This is a genomic window from Kocuria sp. CPCC 205260 (genome assembly GCF_040981045.1).
GTDB classification, from domain to species: domain Bacteria; phylum Actinomycetota; class Actinomycetes; order Actinomycetales; family Micrococcaceae; genus Kocuria; species Kocuria palustris.
In genome coordinates this window covers 1,019,001-1,035,470 of record NZ_JAVKPT010000001.1, presented here as the reverse complement: position 1 = coordinate 1,035,470, position 16,470 = coordinate 1,019,001, and the positions used below count along the sequence as shown (strand labels likewise).

Annotated in this window: 13 protein-coding genes; 4 read left to right on the top strand and 9 right to left on the bottom strand. The window is 70.6% G+C overall.

The window, feature by feature from the left end; genetic code table 11:
- Nucleotides 1–355 precede the first annotated feature (355 nt).
- The 9 genes from RF645_RS04670 to RF645_RS04630 form a co-directional block, all read right to left on the bottom strand.
- Nucleotides 356–2,062 (bottom strand): ABC transporter ATP-binding protein, encoded by a 1,707-nt coding sequence (locus tag RF645_RS04670; protein ID WP_058871469.1) that lies wholly within the window; start codon nucleotides 2,060–2,062, stop codon nucleotides 356–358.
- Between the two features lie 55 nt (nucleotides 2,063–2,117).
- Nucleotides 2,118–3,299 carry a DUF1611 domain-containing protein gene (locus RF645_RS04665; protein WP_082676944.1) on the bottom strand — a complete coding sequence of 394 codons (1,182 nt, stop codon included), beginning with the start codon at nucleotides 3,297–3,299 and terminating at the stop codon, nucleotides 2,118–2,120.
- Nucleotides 3,300–3,564: 265 nt separating this feature from the next.
- A complete protein-coding gene (locus RF645_RS04660) occupies nucleotides 3,565–4,479 on the bottom strand; it encodes a hypothetical protein (RefSeq protein ID WP_058871468.1) in 915 nt (304 codons plus the stop codon).
- Nucleotides 4,476–5,072 carry a hypothetical protein gene (locus RF645_RS04655; protein ID WP_058871467.1) on the bottom strand — a complete coding sequence of 199 codons (597 nt, stop codon included), beginning with the start codon at nucleotides 5,070–5,072 and terminating at the stop codon, nucleotides 4,476–4,478. Before RF645_RS04655 ends, RF645_RS04660 begins: the two co-directional genes overlap by 4 nt.
- Nucleotides 5,073–5,136: 64 nt before the next feature.
- Nucleotides 5,137–6,615: an NAD(P)/FAD-dependent oxidoreductase gene (locus RF645_RS04650; RefSeq protein WP_058871466.1), complete on the bottom strand. Its 1,479-nt coding sequence runs from the start codon at nucleotides 6,613–6,615 to the stop codon at nucleotides 5,137–5,139.
- A 247-nt stretch (nucleotides 6,616–6,862) separates the two neighbouring features.
- Nucleotides 6,863–7,813 carry an aldo/keto reductase gene (locus RF645_RS04645; RefSeq protein WP_058871465.1) on the bottom strand — a complete coding sequence of 317 codons (951 nt, stop codon included), beginning with the start codon at nucleotides 7,811–7,813 and terminating at the stop codon, nucleotides 6,863–6,865.
- Between the two features lie 205 nt (nucleotides 7,814–8,018).
- Entirely contained in the window at nucleotides 8,019–9,746 is a 1,728-nt protein-coding gene (locus RF645_RS04640; protein WP_058871464.1) for an FAD-binding oxidoreductase, read from the bottom strand.
- A gap of 97 nt (nucleotides 9,747–9,843) precedes the next feature.
- A complete protein-coding gene (locus RF645_RS04635; RefSeq protein ID WP_082676942.1) occupies nucleotides 9,844–10,803 on the bottom strand; it encodes a 1-acyl-sn-glycerol-3-phosphate acyltransferase in 960 nt (319 codons plus the stop codon).
- A complete protein-coding gene (locus RF645_RS04630) occupies nucleotides 10,800–11,642 on the bottom strand; it encodes an SDR family oxidoreductase (RefSeq protein ID WP_006215609.1) in 843 nt (280 codons plus the stop codon). The genes RF645_RS04635 and RF645_RS04630 overlap by 4 nt, the downstream gene beginning before the upstream one ends.
- Nucleotides 11,643–11,699: 57 nt before the next feature.
- On the opposite strand from RF645_RS04630, the gene RF645_RS04625 reads away from it, so the two are divergent.
- From RF645_RS04625 to RF645_RS04610, 4 genes are all read left to right on the top strand, one after another.
- Nucleotides 11,700–12,593 carry a hypothetical protein gene (locus tag RF645_RS04625; RefSeq protein ID WP_058871463.1) on the top strand — a complete coding sequence of 298 codons (894 nt, stop codon included), beginning with the start codon at nucleotides 11,700–11,702 and terminating at the stop codon, nucleotides 12,591–12,593.
- Between the two features lie 175 nt (nucleotides 12,594–12,768).
- Nucleotides 12,769–15,009, top strand: a complete 2,241-nt coding sequence (locus RF645_RS04620; protein ID WP_058871462.1) for an HAD-IB family hydrolase — start codon at nucleotides 12,769–12,771, stop codon at nucleotides 15,007–15,009.
- 4 nt (nucleotides 15,010–15,013) lie between these two features.
- A complete protein-coding gene (locus RF645_RS04615) occupies nucleotides 15,014–15,859 on the top strand; it encodes a ferritin-like domain-containing protein (RefSeq protein WP_058871461.1) in 846 nt (281 codons plus the stop codon).
- Nucleotides 15,856–16,464: a TetR/AcrR family transcriptional regulator gene (locus RF645_RS04610; protein WP_006215605.1), complete on the top strand. Its 609-nt coding sequence runs from the start codon at nucleotides 15,856–15,858 to the stop codon at nucleotides 16,462–16,464. The genes RF645_RS04615 and RF645_RS04610 overlap by 4 nt, the downstream gene beginning before the upstream one ends.
- Nucleotides 16,465–16,470: the final 6 nt, after the last annotated feature.

Genomic DNA, 16,470 nt, shown 5'->3' with positions numbered 1-16,470 from the left:
GGAAGCTAAGGCTCACAGCGCCGATGGTACTGCACTCTGATGGGTGTGGGAGAGTAGGTCGCCGCCGCAATTATTTGTACGGAGAGAGGCTGATCGCTGACTCCTCGTCTTCACCGTGAGGGTGAGGATGGGTCGAGTCGCGGTCGGCCTCTTTTCGTGTACCCAGATGTTTTTTGCCCCCCCTCGTGCTGAGTGGATACCTGATTGCGCTATCGGGGTCCTTTAGCGCAATTGGGGATCCACTCGGCCTACGGCGCTCTTCCTCCCCGCGGCGAGTGGATAGTTGATTGCGCTATGGGGCCCTCAACGCAACTGGGGATCCACTCGCGAGGGAGAGGGGTGGGCAGACGGCGGGTTACTCGTCGGCGTCGGCGGCGTGGGCAGCTGCGTCCGAGTGGACGTGGCCCCGGTGGAGGTCCTGGAGCATTGCCTGGCGAGTCGCCTCCCGCTGCTCGTCGGTCTCCCCGTCGATCTCCCAGATCCTGTAGTCGCTCAGCATGGCCTCAGGGCGGGCGGTCACGAACAGGATTACCCCGGGGTAGCTGTCCAGGAGCTCGCGGACGATGTCGCGTCCCTCGCCATCGAGGCCTACGCTGATGTTCTCCAGCACCAAGAGGGGCGGCTGCCCGTGGAGCGCGCGGGCGAGCTTGAGACGGGTGACATCGGACGGAGACCACCCCGCCGCGTTGTTCTTCAGCTTGGTGCCCAATCCTCGGTGGAGCCTGCCGACGCGCTTGCCCATGCCAACGCGTTCGAGCTCGCGGAGCACCTCGTCGTCGTCGCCTCCCGGTCGGCGGTAGGTCACGATCCGCCGGATGGAGCCCTGCTCGAGCGGGACGTCCAGGGAGGCGTAGCCCACCAGCTTCCGACGCTCCTTGCGGGGTGCACGGACGTAGTCCTTGCCGTCGATCAGCACGTAGGCCCCGTCCTCATCCTGCGGGTTTGGGCTGTCCCCTACGAGCAGCAGCTGCTGGATGGCCTGGTGCGGGCGGGCGGAGTGCTCGGAGACCATGCGGATCCGGTCGCCGGGCACGGCGTCGATGTCCGGCAGGGGCGTTCCGTGGACGGTGAGTCCGCGGACGCTGAGTCCTTCGTGGTCGTCGACGGCCTCGACAGCGCCCTGCTTCCAGGCCCGCTCCCGGCGCTGCTCGGCCCTGCGCAGCTGGATGGCCTCCTGGAGCACGGGAGCCAGGATGCGGCGGGCGGCATTGTAGTTCTGCCGGTATTCGACCACGCGGCCCAGATCGGACATCGGCGTGGACATGATGCCGAGCAGAGTCATCACGGACGCCACACCGGCGGCGTCGATCGCCCCGAGCATGGACAGCAGGACCACCACCACTGTGCACAGCGAGGCGGCGGTGACCGTCAGCGCGCGGATGAAGCCCGTGATGCGGGCGCGCTCGACGGCTGACTCCACCACCCGGCTCGAATTGCGGTCCACGGCGTTGAGCTCGCGGGAGACCGCGCCGGAGATCCTGATGGACGGTCCGGCGCGCACGGTGTCGGCGATGTGGGAGGACATCCGGCCGCGCTGCCGTCGCAGGGAACGGGCGCGCTCGAACGCAGCACCGGAGAGCCGCGGGATGGCCGCAGCAGTCAGTGCCAGCGGCACGGTGACGGCCGCGCCAACGCGCCAGTCGATCACCCACAGCGCGGCGAGGACGACCAGCACCAGGGGAAGGCCCGTGGCCAGCGGGACGATGCCCTGGGCGATCCAGTTCCGAACTGCAGTGAGGTCGTTGGAGGCCCGGGTGACGATCACCCCCAGCGACTTGTTGCCCCGCTCGCCCAGGATGGCCGAGGCGATGAGTCGCCGGCGCTGCTCGTAGACGTAGTCCTGCCCCACCTGCTCGGCTACGATGCGCTCCATCCACCGGGCCAGCCCGATGCCGAGCACGGACAGCACCAGCAGGAGCACCAGATCCCACTCCGGCTGCCGAGCCGAGAGCACACCGCCGACGCTCAGCGCCATGGCGATGGCGAACACAGCCTGCAGGACCCCGAGGACCACCAGGGACGCCAGGAGCCACCGGCGGCGTCCTCGCCATACAGGTGGCATTCGGGGATCCTCCTGCTGGGAGGACACGCGCTCAGTCAATCGGCGCTCCCGCGGCTCAGGCGGACTCAGCCGAAGCCGTCGGGTCGACGACGCGGCGCCGCTGCGGCTCGGCGCGCAGCGCGGTCGCCTCGAGCGGATCCTGGAGATCGAAGGTCCCCACGACGGGGACGTCGAAGGCGGAGAGGACCGAGTGCGCCTCGGTGGTGGCCAGAGGGGAGGAGGTCATGACCCCGGAGGCTGCCGAGACGCGCAGGCCGGCGTCGACCAGCTCGTGGACTCCGGCGCGAGCGCCGAGGGCATCCGTGGCGGCGAACATCACGTGGTCGATGGTCGCCTGGAAGGTCTCGTCGCGCAGCAGGCGAGCCGTCTCCTCCTGGTAAACGCCGTCGGCGATCTCGACGACGACCACGTCCGTCTCAGCCTCGGTGAGAGCATCGACCAGGTTCACGGTCAGGGCGCGCAGCTGCTCCATGGGGGCGCGGAAGGTGGTGGGGAACCCGAAGTCGGTGAAGTCGAGGACCTTGGAGGCGCCGGCGTCGGCGTAGATCATGGGGTCGTTGCCCGCACCGGTGCCGGTGATCTTGCCGGCGCCGACCGTGAGGCCGCTGTTGACCAGTCCGTTGATCAGGCAGGCCATCATGGTCGACTTGCCGGAGTTCATGGAGGTGCCGAGGACGCCGATGACCTCCGGGCGCCCGGTGCGCTCACGCCGAGGCCCTGTCACCGGCTCGTTGAGGTACGGCGCAAAGCGCTCGATGGTGACGACGCCACTCTCATCCGCCAGGAGGCCCAGAGGGCGCAGTCGAGTGGGAGAGGACATCTTGTCGTGGGAGGCGGTCACCTGCCCGGCAATGCCGCCGGCCGCCACCAGATCCACGGGCTCCAGCGAGTCGGGGACATGGGCCAGGAACTGATCCGCCGCGTAGCGGTTGCCGTAGGCCACCATCACGAGCCGGCCCTCGAAGAGGATCGCCTTGCGCGACTCCGGGGTCTCGATGCGCTTGTGATTGCCGATGCGGGTGACCTCCGCGATCACGACGTCGCCGGCCTGCGGGTGGACGTCCACGCCGGAGAGCAGGTGGAACCGGGCCGGGTCGTGGGCCACGGCGCTGGCCACGTGGCGGGTCGAGTAGCTCGACTGGAAGCGCGCGGGCAGGGGATCCCGGACGATGCGGGCTTCATCGGTCATGGCGGTCTCGCTCGTCTCGTGGATGCGGGGCAGGGGCTGGGCGGTCATCTCGGGTCCTCTCGGCAGCGGAACGTCGTGAGCACGAGATAACCCGACGACGATGAGGCGCGGATGAACCGCGGATGAGGCAGCTCTCATCTGGCGCGGCCGACGGATCACGAAGCCCCATCCCAGGGAAGGGGCGGCTGCACCGTCCGGATGGTGGAGGCGCCGCCTCGATGAGAGGACGCGGCCGGGGCCCCTTCCCGGAAGGTGACAGAGCTGAAGCCCCGTCCCGCAGAGGGGACGGGGCCTCGAGCGGCAGCGGACGGTCTCAGGGCAGCAGACGAGATACCGGGGGAAGCTGCCGTCCCACCGGGAACAGCGGGAGGTAGGAGAACCCCGAGAGGTTGTACGTGAACCTGATCCCCATCGACAGGCGGATGCCCCAGTGCATGCCCAGGGCGGCCAGGGCGAAGACCTGGCCCGTGCGCCGGCCGGCCAGCGCGACCGGGGCCCCGAGCTCGACCAGCAGCGCCATCGCCGACAGCGCACCGAGCGGGCCTGCGCTGCGGTAGAGGACCCCTGCCAGGGCAGGGGCCTCGGAGCCGAAGACCTCCTTGCGGATCGCGTCGGTCGCGACCTGCTCCCGCAGCGTGCTCCCCGACGCCCACGCCCAGCCCTTGGGGCTGCGGACCTTGGCCACTCCCGAGAGGAAGTAGACGGCGACGGTCGCGATGTTCATGGCCGTGGCGGGAGCGCCGTAGGCGCGATCCAGGACTCTCGGTCGCTGAGGCGCACCGCGCAGGAGGCGATCCGCAGACAGCGCATCCGCTGTGGAGGACAGCCCCAGGATGACCTGGTGCATCGTGAGCTGGTTGTCGTTGTGCAGGATCATCCCCCAGGAGTTGCGGTAGGAGAGGGTCCACAGCTGCAGCAGCGAGTTCAGCGGCCCGGTGATCCGGTGCCCGAGTCCCAGCAGGGTCAGGGCGTTGGTGACCTGCGCGGCGTCGAACAGCGCGTCGGCCACGCGGGGCGGCAGCGGCGCACGCAGGACGCGGACCGGTCCCACCGGCGCGAACTGCTCCGGGTCCTGAGCGTGCAGGGAGCGGAACATCGGCCGACGACGGAGGTTGCGGAACGCGGAGAAGGCGCCGATGCCGATGCGCAGGACCGCAGGACGCAGGGGCTCCGCGGCGGGCATGAGCGTGTCGACGAGGCGGTGCAGGAACCTGCTTCGGGCGGTCATCGTGCGTCCTTCCTGAGGCGGCGGGTGGCGTCCTGGGCCGTCGCGGTCCCGCCCACGGCGCACCGGGCATGGATGGTCTCGGAGCGGGGGATGCGCTGCCCCGCGAAGTACTCGTCGAAGACGAAGCGGCTGCGCACGACCTCGACGCGCACGATCCTCGCCTCGCGCTCGATCCGGCGCATGGTCTCGATCTCGGTGGAGCCGCCGGCCTCCGGAGGCTGCGCCAGGGAGTCAGCGAAGCGCTGGGCGACCGGGACGGCCCTCCCGCTGCGGACATCCCGGGCGATCTGCTTGCGCACCTGGTTGAGGCCGCCGGCGCCGTAGTGCGAGTAGTGGGGCAGGATGCGCTCGCCGTCCTCGCTCAGGCCGATCACATGCGGGACGATCACCCGGCCCCTGCGGTCCTCGGAGAACATGGGGAAGGTCGACAGGGGGAACGAGTCCTGCTCCATCTTCTGGACGTTCACCGTCGACATGGGGCCGACGTAGTGGCGGACCGGAGACACCAGCACGGCGGCGAGCCCGGCCAGGCCGGCCAGACGCAGCAGATCTGCGCTTCGGAGGGGCGGGGCGGAGGGTGCGGTGGTGCGCATGGGTGTCTCCTGGGGCGTGGTGCGGCAGGCGGGTGAGCTGGGGACGACGACTGCGGGGAGCAGGTCAGGGCGCGAGATCCGCCATGGCCGCGTGTGCGGCCCAGGCGCCTGGCATGCCGTGGACGCCGGCTCCCGGAGGGGCGGAGGAGGAGGCCAGGTACAGCCCTCGCGGTGCGAGCCGGTACGGGTCGAGGCTCGGGCGCGGCCGCAGCACGGACTGCAGGCCCGTCATGGCGCCGCCCGCCACGTCGCCGCCGACGAGGTTGGGGTTCCACTGCTCGAGGGCGGCGGGGTGCGTGCTGCGGCGTTCGAGGATGCGGTCTCGGAACCCGGGGGCGAAGCGCTCGATCTGGGACGCGATGCGCTCGGCGGCCTCACCGGGGCGCCGCTCCACGTATCCCGCCGGCACATGGGCATAGGCCCACAGGACCACGCGTCCCTCGGCTGGGCCGTGTGCGCGCGACGGATCGGCCGCCTGCTGCTGGCACACCAATACGAACGGTCGTTCTGGTAGCCGTTCCCGGAAGACCTCGGACTCCGCGCGCACCAGCTCTTGAGCGGTGCCCGCGACGTGGACGGTGGTGGCCTCCGCGACGCGCGGATCGCTCCACGGCACTGGGCCGTCGAGGAGGAAGTCGACCTTGTAGGCGGCTGCCCCGTGGCGCCACCGGCCCAGCTGATTCCGCACACGCGGCGGGATCTCCTCGGCACCCGGCCCGCTCAGGCGCAGCACCTGCGAGGGCGTGAGGTTCAGCAGGACGGCATCGGCCTGCGGCAGCTCGCGCAGATCAGTGACCCAGTGACCGGTATGCACGCGGCCGCCGTGCGCTTCCAGAACGCTGAGCAGCGCCGCGACGATCGAGCCGGTGCCTCCGCGTGCCACTGGCCAGCCGCGCGTCATGCCCAGCGCCCCGAACAGGGTCCCGAACGCACCGGTGAGCGGCTGTCCCAGCGGCGTGATCGCATGAGCGGCCGAGCCCAGGAAGAGGGTGCGCGCGGCGTCGTCGCGGAACAGCGCGCGTGCCATCGCAGCGGCAGGGGGCGCAGATCGCAGCCCGAAGCGCGCCATAGCCAGCGGGTGCTTCGGCCAGCGCAGCATGGGCCCCAGGATGTTCTCCAGGTGGGCGTCGAGGCCCTCGACGACGGGGGCGTGCAGAGCGCGCCAGGCGCGGGCGTCGCGTCCCAGGCCCTCAGCCGTGGAGGCGAGGTCCTGGTGGAGCAGCGCGGCCGGAGCGCCTTCAGCCGGATGCGCCATGGGATAGGCGCTGCGGACCCACTGAAGGCCGTGCTGCTCCAGGCGCAGGTCCCGGAACACCGGGCTGGCGACGCCGAAGGGGTGCCCTGCGGCGCCCAGATCAACGATCGTGCCCTCGCCGAGCAGCGGGGCGGAGGCCGCCGCGCCGCCGGGATGCTCGCCGCCCTCGTAGACGTCTACCTCCCAGCCCTGACGGGCGAGCAGTGCAGCGGCCGTGAGGCCGTTGGGCCCCGAGCCCACGACAACGGCGCGGGGCGCAGCGTTGCTGCTGTGCCGACGGGCGGTCATGCCTCTCACCTCCGGTGGCGATCCGCAGGATGCGCGGGACCTGCTGTCCCTGGACCGCGATGTCCCTCGACTATGGCCCACCGGAATGAAAGCCCGATGAGCGCGCAGCGCGAGGGCGAGATGCCGACGGCCGGGTGCCGATCGCTGCCGGTGAGGGCGCGACCGGCACCCGGCCGTCGGTGCGGGGTGCTGGAGCCCCTGACCTGCTCCGATGCCGCGCGGACGAGGAGCGGGTCAGGGGTGGGGATCAGGCGAAGGGCTGGGAGGCCTCGTTCAGCGCCGTGACCTCCGCATCCGTGAGCTCGAGCTCGGCGGCTGCGATCAGCGCCGGGAGCTGCTCGACCCGGGAGGCCGAGGCGATCGGGGCGGTGATGCCGCGGGCCAGCAGCCAGGCCAGGGCCACGGTGGGCATCTCGACGCCGCGATCAGCGGCGATGCGCTCCACGGCCTCGACCACGCGCAGGCCGTCCTCGGAGAAGTAGCCCTCGGCCATCCCGCCGCGCTGGGCACCCTCGAGATCGGCCTTCGTGCGGTACTTGCCGGTGAGGAAGCCTGCGGCCAGGGAGAAGTACGGGAACACGGCCGCGCCGTACTCGCGGGCGATGGGGGAGTAGTCCTGCTCGTATTCCTTGCGGAACACCAGGCTGTACTGCGGCTGGATCGCCACCGGGGCAGTGAGGCCCTCGCGGCGGGCGGTCTCGAAGAACTCGCGCATCCGCTGCGGCGAGTAGTTGGACAGCCCGTAGGTTCGCACCTTCCCGGACTGGACGAGGTCGTGGAACGTGCGGACCTGCTCGGAGATCGCCACGGACTCGTCGTCGTAGTGCGCGTAGTAGAGATCGATCTGATCGGTCTGCAGGCGCTGCAGCGACGCCTCCAGCGAGGCCTTGACGGTCTGATCGGCCAGGCCCTCGAAATCGGGGTGGGCGCCGGTCTTGGTGGCGATCAGCACGTTCTGGCGATTGCCGCGCGCGGCCAGCCAGCGACCCAGCACGGTCTCGGACTCGCCTCCGGTGTGGCCCTCGGCCCACACCGAGTACATGTCTGCGGTGTCGATGAAGCTGCCGCCGGCCGCGACGAAGGAGTCAAGGACCTCGAACGAGCGCTGCTCGTCCGAGGTCCAGCCGAAGGTGTTGCCGCCGAGGTTCAGCGGTAGGAACTGGGCGTCGATGCCGGGGATGCGTGCGGATGCTGCCATGGGATGCTCCTTGATCGATGCGCCGGGCCGCAGGAACTTCGAGGGCCCGGAAGGGATGTCCTCCGCATAACGCCTCATGGCCCGGGGGTTTATTCCGCTCGCTGTCGGGGCGGACCGTCGTCGGGCAGGAGCTGGGTGCCGCAGGGAGGACGCACGACGGCCCCGTCGGAGATCTCCGACGGGGCCGTGGGCGCTGAAGCGGGGCTCAGCCCTGCTGGTCGCGGTGCTGGGCGAGCACCCCGGTCTGCGTGTCAGGGGAGTCGATGATCTTGCCCGGGTTGAAGTTCTCGCTCGGATCAGCCGAGCGGAACAGTCCGCGCAGAAGCTCGACGCCCTCGGGGGAGACGTCCTGGTCCATCCAGGGGCTGTGCTCGGCGCCCACGCCGTGGTGGTGCGACAGGGTGCCGCCGGCGTCGATGAAGGCCTGCTGGATCCGCGTCTTGACCAGGGCGTACTCGTAGTCGACGTTCTCGTCCGTGAAGGGGAACGCGAACGTGAAGTAGAGGCAGGCGCCCGTGTGGTACGAGTGCGACATGTGGCTCATGATCCAGCCCTTGAGCCCGAGCTCCTCGAACGCGGACTCGGCTGCCCGGTAGGCGGCCTTGTGCACGGCGGTCAGCCGGGACCAGGGGGCGGCCGTCTCGGAGACGTCGCCGATGATCTGCTGCTCGAGCAGGAAGTCGCGCAGGTACGGGGTGTCGAACTTCTTCTGGTCATACAGGGCCCCGGGTCCGGAGCCCAGCACGATCGCGCCGTTCGCCTTGGCGATGCCGGTCACTGCCTTGCGATGGCGGGCGACGTCCGCCTTGGTGCCCTCGAAGCAGACGTAGGCGATGCACATGGCCTGGGTGTCCCAGCCGCGCTTGCGCATGAACGCCCACAGAGCCTCCTGGCCCTTGGCCGCGATCTCCGACTTCCGGGAGGTGGGGGCCTTCTGCGTGGCCAGCGAGAACTCCGTCTCGCGGGCATCGGAGATGCGGGCGAAGGTCGTGGGGATCTCCGCCTCCTTGATCTGCCGGATGCCGTCCAGGCCCTGCTCCCAGGTGGGGAACATGTAGGCGATGACCTGGCGCGACGGGGCGATGCGATGGACCTGGACCCACAGCTCGGTGATGATGCCCAGGCGGCCCTCGGAGCCGATGAACATCTCCCGCAGCGACGGCCCCGTGGAAGTGGAGGGCAGCGGACGCAGCTTCACGGTGCCGCCGGGGCGCACCACGTTCATGCCGCGGATGATCTCGGCGATGTCGCCGTACTTGTCCGACTGCATGCCCGACGAGCGCGTGGCCGCCCAGCCGCCGACGGTGGAGTGCGTGAAGGAGTCCGGGAAGTGGCCCAGGGTCCAGCCGCGGGCGTTGAGCTGGTCCTCCATGTCCGGACCCAGCGTGCCTGCCTGGATGCGGGCGATGCAGGAGGTCTCGTCGATCTCGAGCACCTTGTTCATGCGGCCCAGGTCCACGGAGACCACCGTGCGGGTCTCCTCCGGGCGCGGCTGCAGGCTGCGCGAGATGCTCGTGCCGCCGCCGAACGGGATGAGCACGAGATCGCGCTCGACCGCCAGGCGGGTCACCGCGGCGACCTGCTGCTCATCGGCGGGGTAGACGACGACGTCGGGAAGGCGCTCGAAGCGGTTCTGCAGCGTCTTGACGATGTCCATCACGGCCTTGCCAGCCCAGTGCACCACGCGGTCGTGGTCATCGGTCACCGTGTGCTCGGCGCCGAGGATCGCGGTGAGCTCGGAGCGGATCTCCTCCGGCAGGCGGGTCTCGGGGACCTGGGCGGTGGCGAAGTCGACGGTGTCGATCTCGCGGGGGCGCAGATCGACGCCCACCGCCCGGCGCACGATCGGGGCGAAGGCCGGCTTGTTCTGCCAGTTGAAGAAGACGCCCTCTTCTCCCCAGCCCCACCACTTCATGTGCTTGACGTTCGGCATCGCTGCTCGTGCTCCTTCTGCTCGTGTGGTGCCCATCATCCTCCGGCGGCGCTGCCGCGTTCGTCAGGGCCGGGCGCGGCGGACCTTGCTGCCGGGCTCAGGCGGCGTCGGGGTCGTCGATCAGGGGGCGGTTCTGCGCGTACAGCGAGCGGACCGTTGCCTGGATCCGCTCGTTGAACGACGGAACGGACTCGTTCGGGCGGTGCCGCATGGGTTCACCCAGGGCCACGACGACCGGCGGGCGGCCCCAGCGCGGCCACGAGGAGCCCTTGGGCATGGCCTCGTGGGCGCCGATCAGGGCGACCGGCAGGACGGGGACCTCGAGGGACTGGGACAGCGCGGCCGCGCCCATCTTGAAGTCGCGCATGCGCCCGTCCTTGGAGCGGGTGCCCTCGGGGAAGATCAGCACGGGGATCCCGGCGGCGATCAGCTTCTTGGTCAGCCCGCGGTTGGCCCCGCTGCCCTTGCGGTCGACGGGGAAGGCGTTGAAGACCAGCTGCGTGAACAGCCGCTTGTGCCAGGCGGTGAAGAAGTAGTCGGCTGCCACGCCGGTGGCGACCTCGTGGCGCAGGTTGGGCGGCAGCGAGCTCATGATCATGGGGGCGTCGAGGTGGCTCGAGTGGTTGCACACCACCACGCACCCGCCGGAGAGCTGCTCCGCTCCCGGGGCCCGGACGACCCGGCGACGGACCGCGCGGTCGACCAGACCCCGGAAGAAGATGGTCTGCGCGATCGTGCGCGCCCGCCGACGGGACTGCCCGGTGAAGTCGGCGAGGCTGATGTGCGCCGAGGCCGCCGGGGGAGCCACGGGATCGGGGCCGCTGCGCTCCTCGCGCTGACCGTGGGAGTCGATGCTCTCCAGGACCGGCTCGTGCTCCGGATGCGTCCAGCCGTCCAGGCGCTGGCGCAGCTCGCGCGCCTCCCGGCTGGCGCGCTCCTGCGCGGCGCCCCACGGGGTGCTGCGCTGCCCGGCCTCGGCGGGATGCCGCGGCTGCGGCTCGGCCGCCTGGCCTGCCTCGGACTCTGATGCGCGCCGGTCGTGGTCCTGAGTGCTCATGCGTGCTTCCCCTGTCCAGCGCGGCGTCGGGAGGTGGAGCCGGAGGCCGCGGGCTCGGCCAGCGGAGTCTCATTGGCGCGAGAGCCCATCAGCATGCCCGAGCACTTGCGCACCACAGCGCGCGGGGCGAGCTTGGCTCCGAGCATGATCGCCTTGTAGCGCAGCGTGGGGATCGACACCACGCGGCCGCGGGCCAGGTCCTTGAGGGCCTCCTCGACCAGGTCGTCGGCCTGCAGCCAGAGGAAGTCGGGTATGGAGGAGCCGCTGATGCCCGCCCGGGCGTGGAACTCGGTGCGCACCCAGCCGGGCAGCAGCGCCATCACGCGCACGCCCGTGCCCTCCAGCTCCACGGCCAGGGACTCGGTGTAGGTGGTGCACCAGGCCTTGAGCGCGGAGTAGGGGCCCATGGTGACCTCGCCTGAGGTCGAGGAGACGTTGAGGATCCACCCCTCGCCGCGGGCGGTCATGGCGCGGGCGGCGGCCGAGGAGAGATCCAGGACGGCCTTGGCCATGACGTCGATGCCGCGGTGGTGCAGGTCCAGGCCCTCGGCCTGGTAGGTGCGCTTGACCGAGAAGCCGGCGTTGTTGACCAGCATGTCGATCGGTGCGCGCGGGTCCTCGATGCGCTCGGCGACGCGGGCGACGTCGTCGGCGTCGCTGAGATCGGCCTCGAGGGTCTCGACCTCGACCGCGTACTCCGCGCTCAGCCGCGAGGCGGTGGACTCGAGGCGCTCGGCGCCGCGGGCGACCAGGACGAGGCTGAATCCGCGGCGCGCCAGCGCCTCCGCGAACGCGGATCCGATGCCGGAGGTTCCGCCGGTGATCAGAGCAGTCATCATGGTGGACAGGTTACACTACGGTGAGCGTAGCGATTCAGAAGAGACGAGGCAGTCCCCTTGGCAGCAGCCGCAGCCCAGCCCCCGCTCGGATACCTGGCCCAGCACCGTTCCGGCAGGCTCTACAGCACCCCCGGGCAGCAGGGGGTCCTGTCCACGGACTTCTCCGTGCGGGAGTTCTTCCGGCGCGAGCGCGGAGCCTTCTCCTCGGATCTCGGGCTGGAGGAGTTCGAGCAGCGTCGACTGGATGACGACGTCCTGGAAGCCGTGCGCCACCTGTGGGACCTGCAGCGCTCGACCACCGGCCGGCTGCGCGACCTGTTCGCCGGGTGGACCTCCAAGGAGGCTCGGATCGACGCCTTCCTGACCACCTGGGCCTATGAGAAGTTCTGGATCGCCGATGCCCTCAAGCGCGTGCTGCGTGCCCACGGAGCCCCCACTCCGCCCGAGGTCGAGCCGGACGACGATCTCCGCGGCCGCCTGGGTCGGCTCCTGGACCACGTCTATCCGATGACCGACTCCGTGTGGACGAACCTGCGCGGCGAGCGGATCGTGGCAGGGCAGATGGCCCGCGAGCTGTCCCGGGAGTCCACGGCGGCAGCACTGCTGCAGCGCCTGGGCGAGGTGGCCGATCACCCGGTCATCGACCGGCTGTGCCGGGAGTCCCTCGAGCGCACCGACGACTACATCGCGTTCTTCCGCGAGGAGGCCCGGACCCGGCTGCTGGCAGACGCCTCGGCCGCAGCGCCCGCCAGGCGCGCGCTCGGAATCGGCTACTCGCCGCTGGTGGCGCAGCGGATGTCGGCCCGCCGGGCTCGACGCGCCCTCGAGGTCCTGGCCCCGGGGGTGCGCGAGCGCCGGCAGCTGAGCAGCCGGGCCGATGCCCCGGTCCACTCCCTCCCCGGCCTGCGCGGGCCCGAGCCGCTGGCTGCGGCGCTGCGCAGCGGCCTGTGAGCCCTCGGCGGCCTGCGTGCCGAGCTGAGATGCCCATCACGAGGCCCGCGACTGTGCCTGTGACGTCCCCGTCGTCCGGCACACTGGTAGCTCCCAAGCCCCGTCCCTGACATCGCGCGGCAGGCGCCGCGCCCCTCGAGGCGGCCGACAGGCCGCCCCTGCACAAGGAGTCCTCTTGAGCGAGACCACCACCAAGCGCGTGCTGCTGACCGGAGCCACCGGCTTCCTCGGCCAGGCGGTCCTCGAGCGCCTGCTCTCCTCCGGAGCGGACGTGCACATCACCGCCGTCATCCGACCCAAGGGCGAGATCACCGCACAGACCCGGCTCGGGCAGCTCTTCCGCAAGCCCGTCTTCAAGAACTGGCGCGCTGCTGTCGGCGACGACGAGGCCCGTCGGATCTTCGAGGAGCGCACCGATGTGCTCTCCGGCGATCTCTCCGCACTGAGCGAGATCCGCGAGCCGTTCGACGTCGTGATCCACTCGGCCTCGACCGTCTCGTTCGATCCGCCGATCGACGACGCCTTCAAGACCAACGTGGGCGGTGCGCTGAGCCTCTACGAGGCCCTGCGCGCCTCGGGCCAGGACCCCCACGTCATCCACGTCTCGACCTGCTACGTGGGCGGCATCGCCAAGGGCCTGCGCCCGGAGACGGCCGTGGACCACGACGTCGACTGGCGCCTGGAGCTCGACCACGCGATCGCCTCGCGCGCCGAGGCCGAGGCGGCCTCTCGGACCCCGGAGCAGCTGCACGCGTTCGTGGAGTCCGCGACCCGCACCGAGGGCAAGCAGGGCCCCAAGTCGGTGGCCGGCTCGGCGGAGGCCAGCCGCACCGGCTGGATCACCCAGCGCCTGGTGGATCTGGGCCGCACCCGCGCGCAGTCGCTGGGCTGGACCGACGTCTACACCTTCACCAAGGCCATGGGCGAGCGCGTGGCCGAGGACCTGTGGGCCGGTGACGGGCACCGCCTCTCGGTCGTGCGCCCGGCCATCATCGAGTCCTCCCTGCGCCACCCCTTCCCGGGCTGGATCGACGGCTACAAGGTCGCCGATCCGCTGATCATGGCCTACGCCAAGGGCGCGCTGCCCGAGTTCCCGGGCCTGCCGGACTCCGTGCTGGACGTGACCCCGGTGGACTTCGTGGTCAACGCGATCGTGACCCTCGCCCTGCAGGGCCACCGCGGGGAGGCCGAGGGGGAGCGCTCCCGGGCCGGGTACTACCAGATCTGCACGGGGGCCTCGAACCCGCTGCCGTTCCACAAGATGTACGAGTACGTCCGCGAGTACTTCCTCGAGCACCCGGTCGAGGGGCCGGACGGCAAGCCCGTGATCGTCCCCGAGTGGAAGTTCCCGGCCAACAACGGGGTGGAGAGCTCCCTGGCCGTGCGCGAGCGGCTGGTCGATCTGGGCGGGCGGCTCAACGAGCTGCTGCCTTCGACCAAGCGCACCCTGCAGTGGGCGAATCAGCTGCACAAGGCCCAGTCCGGGCTGGGGTCGCTGCGCACCTACGTGGATCTCTACCAGAACTACACGCGCACCGAGATGATCTTCGACGACTCCAGCACGCGTGCGCTCAACGCCCAGCGGCCGGAGGATGCCCCGGAGGACTCGTCCTTCGACCCCCGCGACATCGAGTGGCGCTCCTACTGGCAGCAGATCCACCTGCCTGCCCTCACGGAGATGACCAAGGCGTACTCGCGGGCCTCGGCGGCCCGGCGCAAGCGCACCGAGCGCCCGCGCCGGGAGCTCAAGCCGGGCACCGACGTCCTGGCGCTGTTCGACCTCGAGGGCACCGTGCTCGACTCCACTGTCGTGTCGCAGTACCTCGCCGTGCAGCGCAGGGTCGCGCCGTCGCGCGTCCCGAGCGACATCCTGGGCATGGTGCGCACCGTGCCCACCTACCTCAAGGCCGAGCGGCGCGATCGCGGTGAGTTCCTGCGCTCGTTCCTGCGCCGCTACGAGGGGCTCTCGGAGTCCTCGATCCGCGAGGCCGTCGACGGTCCTCTGGGCGAGCAGATGCTCGAGAAGCTGAACCCGGGGGCGCTGGCTCGCCTCGAGGAGCACCGCGCAGCAGGCCACCGCACCGTGCTGGTCACCGGCAGCCCGGAGCTGCTCGTCTCACCGGTCGCGGATCTGTTCGACGAGGTCGTGGCCTCCCGCATGGGCGTGCGCGACGGCGTGCTGACCGGCTACCTCGACACCCCGCCGCTGGTGGATGAGGCCCGTGCCCAGTGGCTCAAGCGCTACGCGCAGGATCACGGCCTGGACCTGTCCCGCTCCTTCGGCTACGGCGACTCCGTGGCCGATGCGGCGTGGCTCGGTCTGGTCGGGCACCCGGCCGCCGTGAACCCGGACATCCCCCTGTACCGCCTGGCCAAGCGCTCCCACTGGCCGATCGAAGACTGGAAGAGGCACTGATCGCATGGCATTCGACATCGACCGCTTCGCCGAGACCTCCCACCGCGTCGCGTGGGAGGACCTCGACATGGACAGCTTCCGCAGGAACCCCTTGCCGGAGTCGTCGCTGCGGGTGCTGCGCTACATGTGCGATGTCGAGTTCCACACCGTCTGCTACCTGCGCGATCTGCTGATCACCCCGTCGCACCACGACGAGGACGTCTCCGCGTTCATGACCATGTGGAACCGCGAGGAGTTCTGGCACGGCGAGGCGCTGGCGGAGGTGCTGGGGCTGCACGGAATCGTCGTGGACTACGACGAGATCAAGGCCAAGCGCGTGAAGCTGGGCTGGGCGGAGGCGCTCAAGCCGCTGAAGCAGTCGCTGCTGTCCGCGCTGATCGGCCACGACTTCGTGGCCACGCACATGACCTGGGGCGCTGCGAACGAGTATTCGGCGGTGGCGGCCTACAAGCGGATGGCCGCGATCGAGAGTCACCCCGTGCTCTCGGAGCTGCTCGTGCGCATCGCCCGTCAGGAGTCGCGCCACGTGGCCTTCTACTCCACCCAGGCCCGGCAGCGACTGGGGGATTCCGTCAAGGCCCAGCGCATCACCCGGCTCGCGCTGCGCAGCGCCTGGCGCCCGGTGGGCTCCGGCGTGATGAGCGATGAGGAGGTCCGCCACGTGATGGGCCACCTCTTCGCCGGCGAGGAGGGGCGTGCGGAGATGCGCAAGCTCGACGCCAACATCGCCCGCCTGCCGGGCATGGAGGGGCTCACCCTGTTCCAGGATGTCATCGGGCATGCCGAGCCCGCAGATCAGGAGACCGCCGGGCCCGGCGAGGCGGAGTCTGCCCAGCGGCAGGTCGCATGAGCTCGCAGCGGCAGGAAGCCTCGGCAGGGCCGGCGCGGGGGCGCGCTGCCACGACGGATCGCAAGATCGTCGCGGCAGTCCTGTCGCTGCTCGTGCATGAGGGCCCGGGACGGGTCTCCATCGAATCGGTCGCGGCCGAGTCCGGGGTGGCCAAGACCTCGATCTACCGCCGCTACGCCAATACCGAGGCCATGGTCGAGGACGTCCTGGAGCGCAGCGGCGACAGCCTCGCACCGCGGCCCCTGGAGATCCCCCAGGACGGGCAGTGGACCCAGCGGCAGTGGACCGAGGCTCTCGATGCCGCGGTGCGATCGCTGGTCCTCGATCTCGGGACGGGCACGGCAGTCGCACTGCTGTCCCAGCCGACCTCCGAGGTGGCCCGGATCCTGCGATTGCACCTGGTGCGGCCCAGGATCGAGCAGCTGCACCGGCTGCTGCAGCTGCAGGTCGAGGCGGGGCGGCTGCGCTCCGATCTCGATCTGGAGGTCGTGATCGACTTCGTGCTGGGCTCCGCCTATGCGCGTCTGGCGCGGGAAGGGGAGCTCGGCGCCGACTGGGCGCAGCGGGTGCGCGATGCCCTGCTGGGCCAGCTCGGACAGGACTGAGCACCC

Coding starts and splice junctions, on each gene's coding strand:
- RF645_RS04670 (WP_058871469.1), bottom strand. CDS start 2,062: ATGCCACCTGTATGGCGAGGACGCCGCCGGTGGCTCCTGGCGTCCCTG.
- RF645_RS04665 (WP_082676944.1), bottom strand. CDS start 3,299: ATGACCGCCCAGCCCCTGCCCCGCATCCACGAGACGAGCGAGACCGCC.
- RF645_RS04660 (WP_058871468.1), bottom strand. CDS start 4,479: ATGACCGCCCGAAGCAGGTTCCTGCACCGCCTCGTCGACACGCTCATG.
- RF645_RS04655 (WP_058871467.1), bottom strand. CDS start 5,072: ATGCGCACCACCGCACCCTCCGCCCCGCCCCTCCGAAGCGCAGATCTG.
- RF645_RS04650 (WP_058871466.1), bottom strand. CDS start 6,615: ATGACCGCCCGTCGGCACAGCAGCAACGCTGCGCCCCGCGCCGTTGTC.
- RF645_RS04645 (WP_058871465.1), bottom strand. CDS start 7,813: ATGGCAGCATCCGCACGCATCCCCGGCATCGACGCCCAGTTCCTACCG.
- RF645_RS04640 (WP_058871464.1), bottom strand. CDS start 9,746: ATGCCGAACGTCAAGCACATGAAGTGGTGGGGCTGGGGAGAAGAGGGC.
- RF645_RS04635 (WP_082676942.1), bottom strand. CDS start 10,803: ATGAGCACTCAGGACCACGACCGGCGCGCATCAGAGTCCGAGGCAGGC.
- RF645_RS04630 (WP_006215609.1), bottom strand. CDS start 11,642: ATGATGACTGCTCTGATCACCGGCGGAACCTCCGGCATCGGATCCGCG.
- RF645_RS04615 (WP_058871461.1), top strand. CDS start 15,014: ATGGCATTCGACATCGACCGCTTCGCCGAGACCTCCCACCGCGTCGCG.
- RF645_RS04610 (WP_006215605.1), top strand. CDS start 15,856: ATGAGCTCGCAGCGGCAGGAAGCCTCGGCAGGGCCGGCGCGGGGGCGC.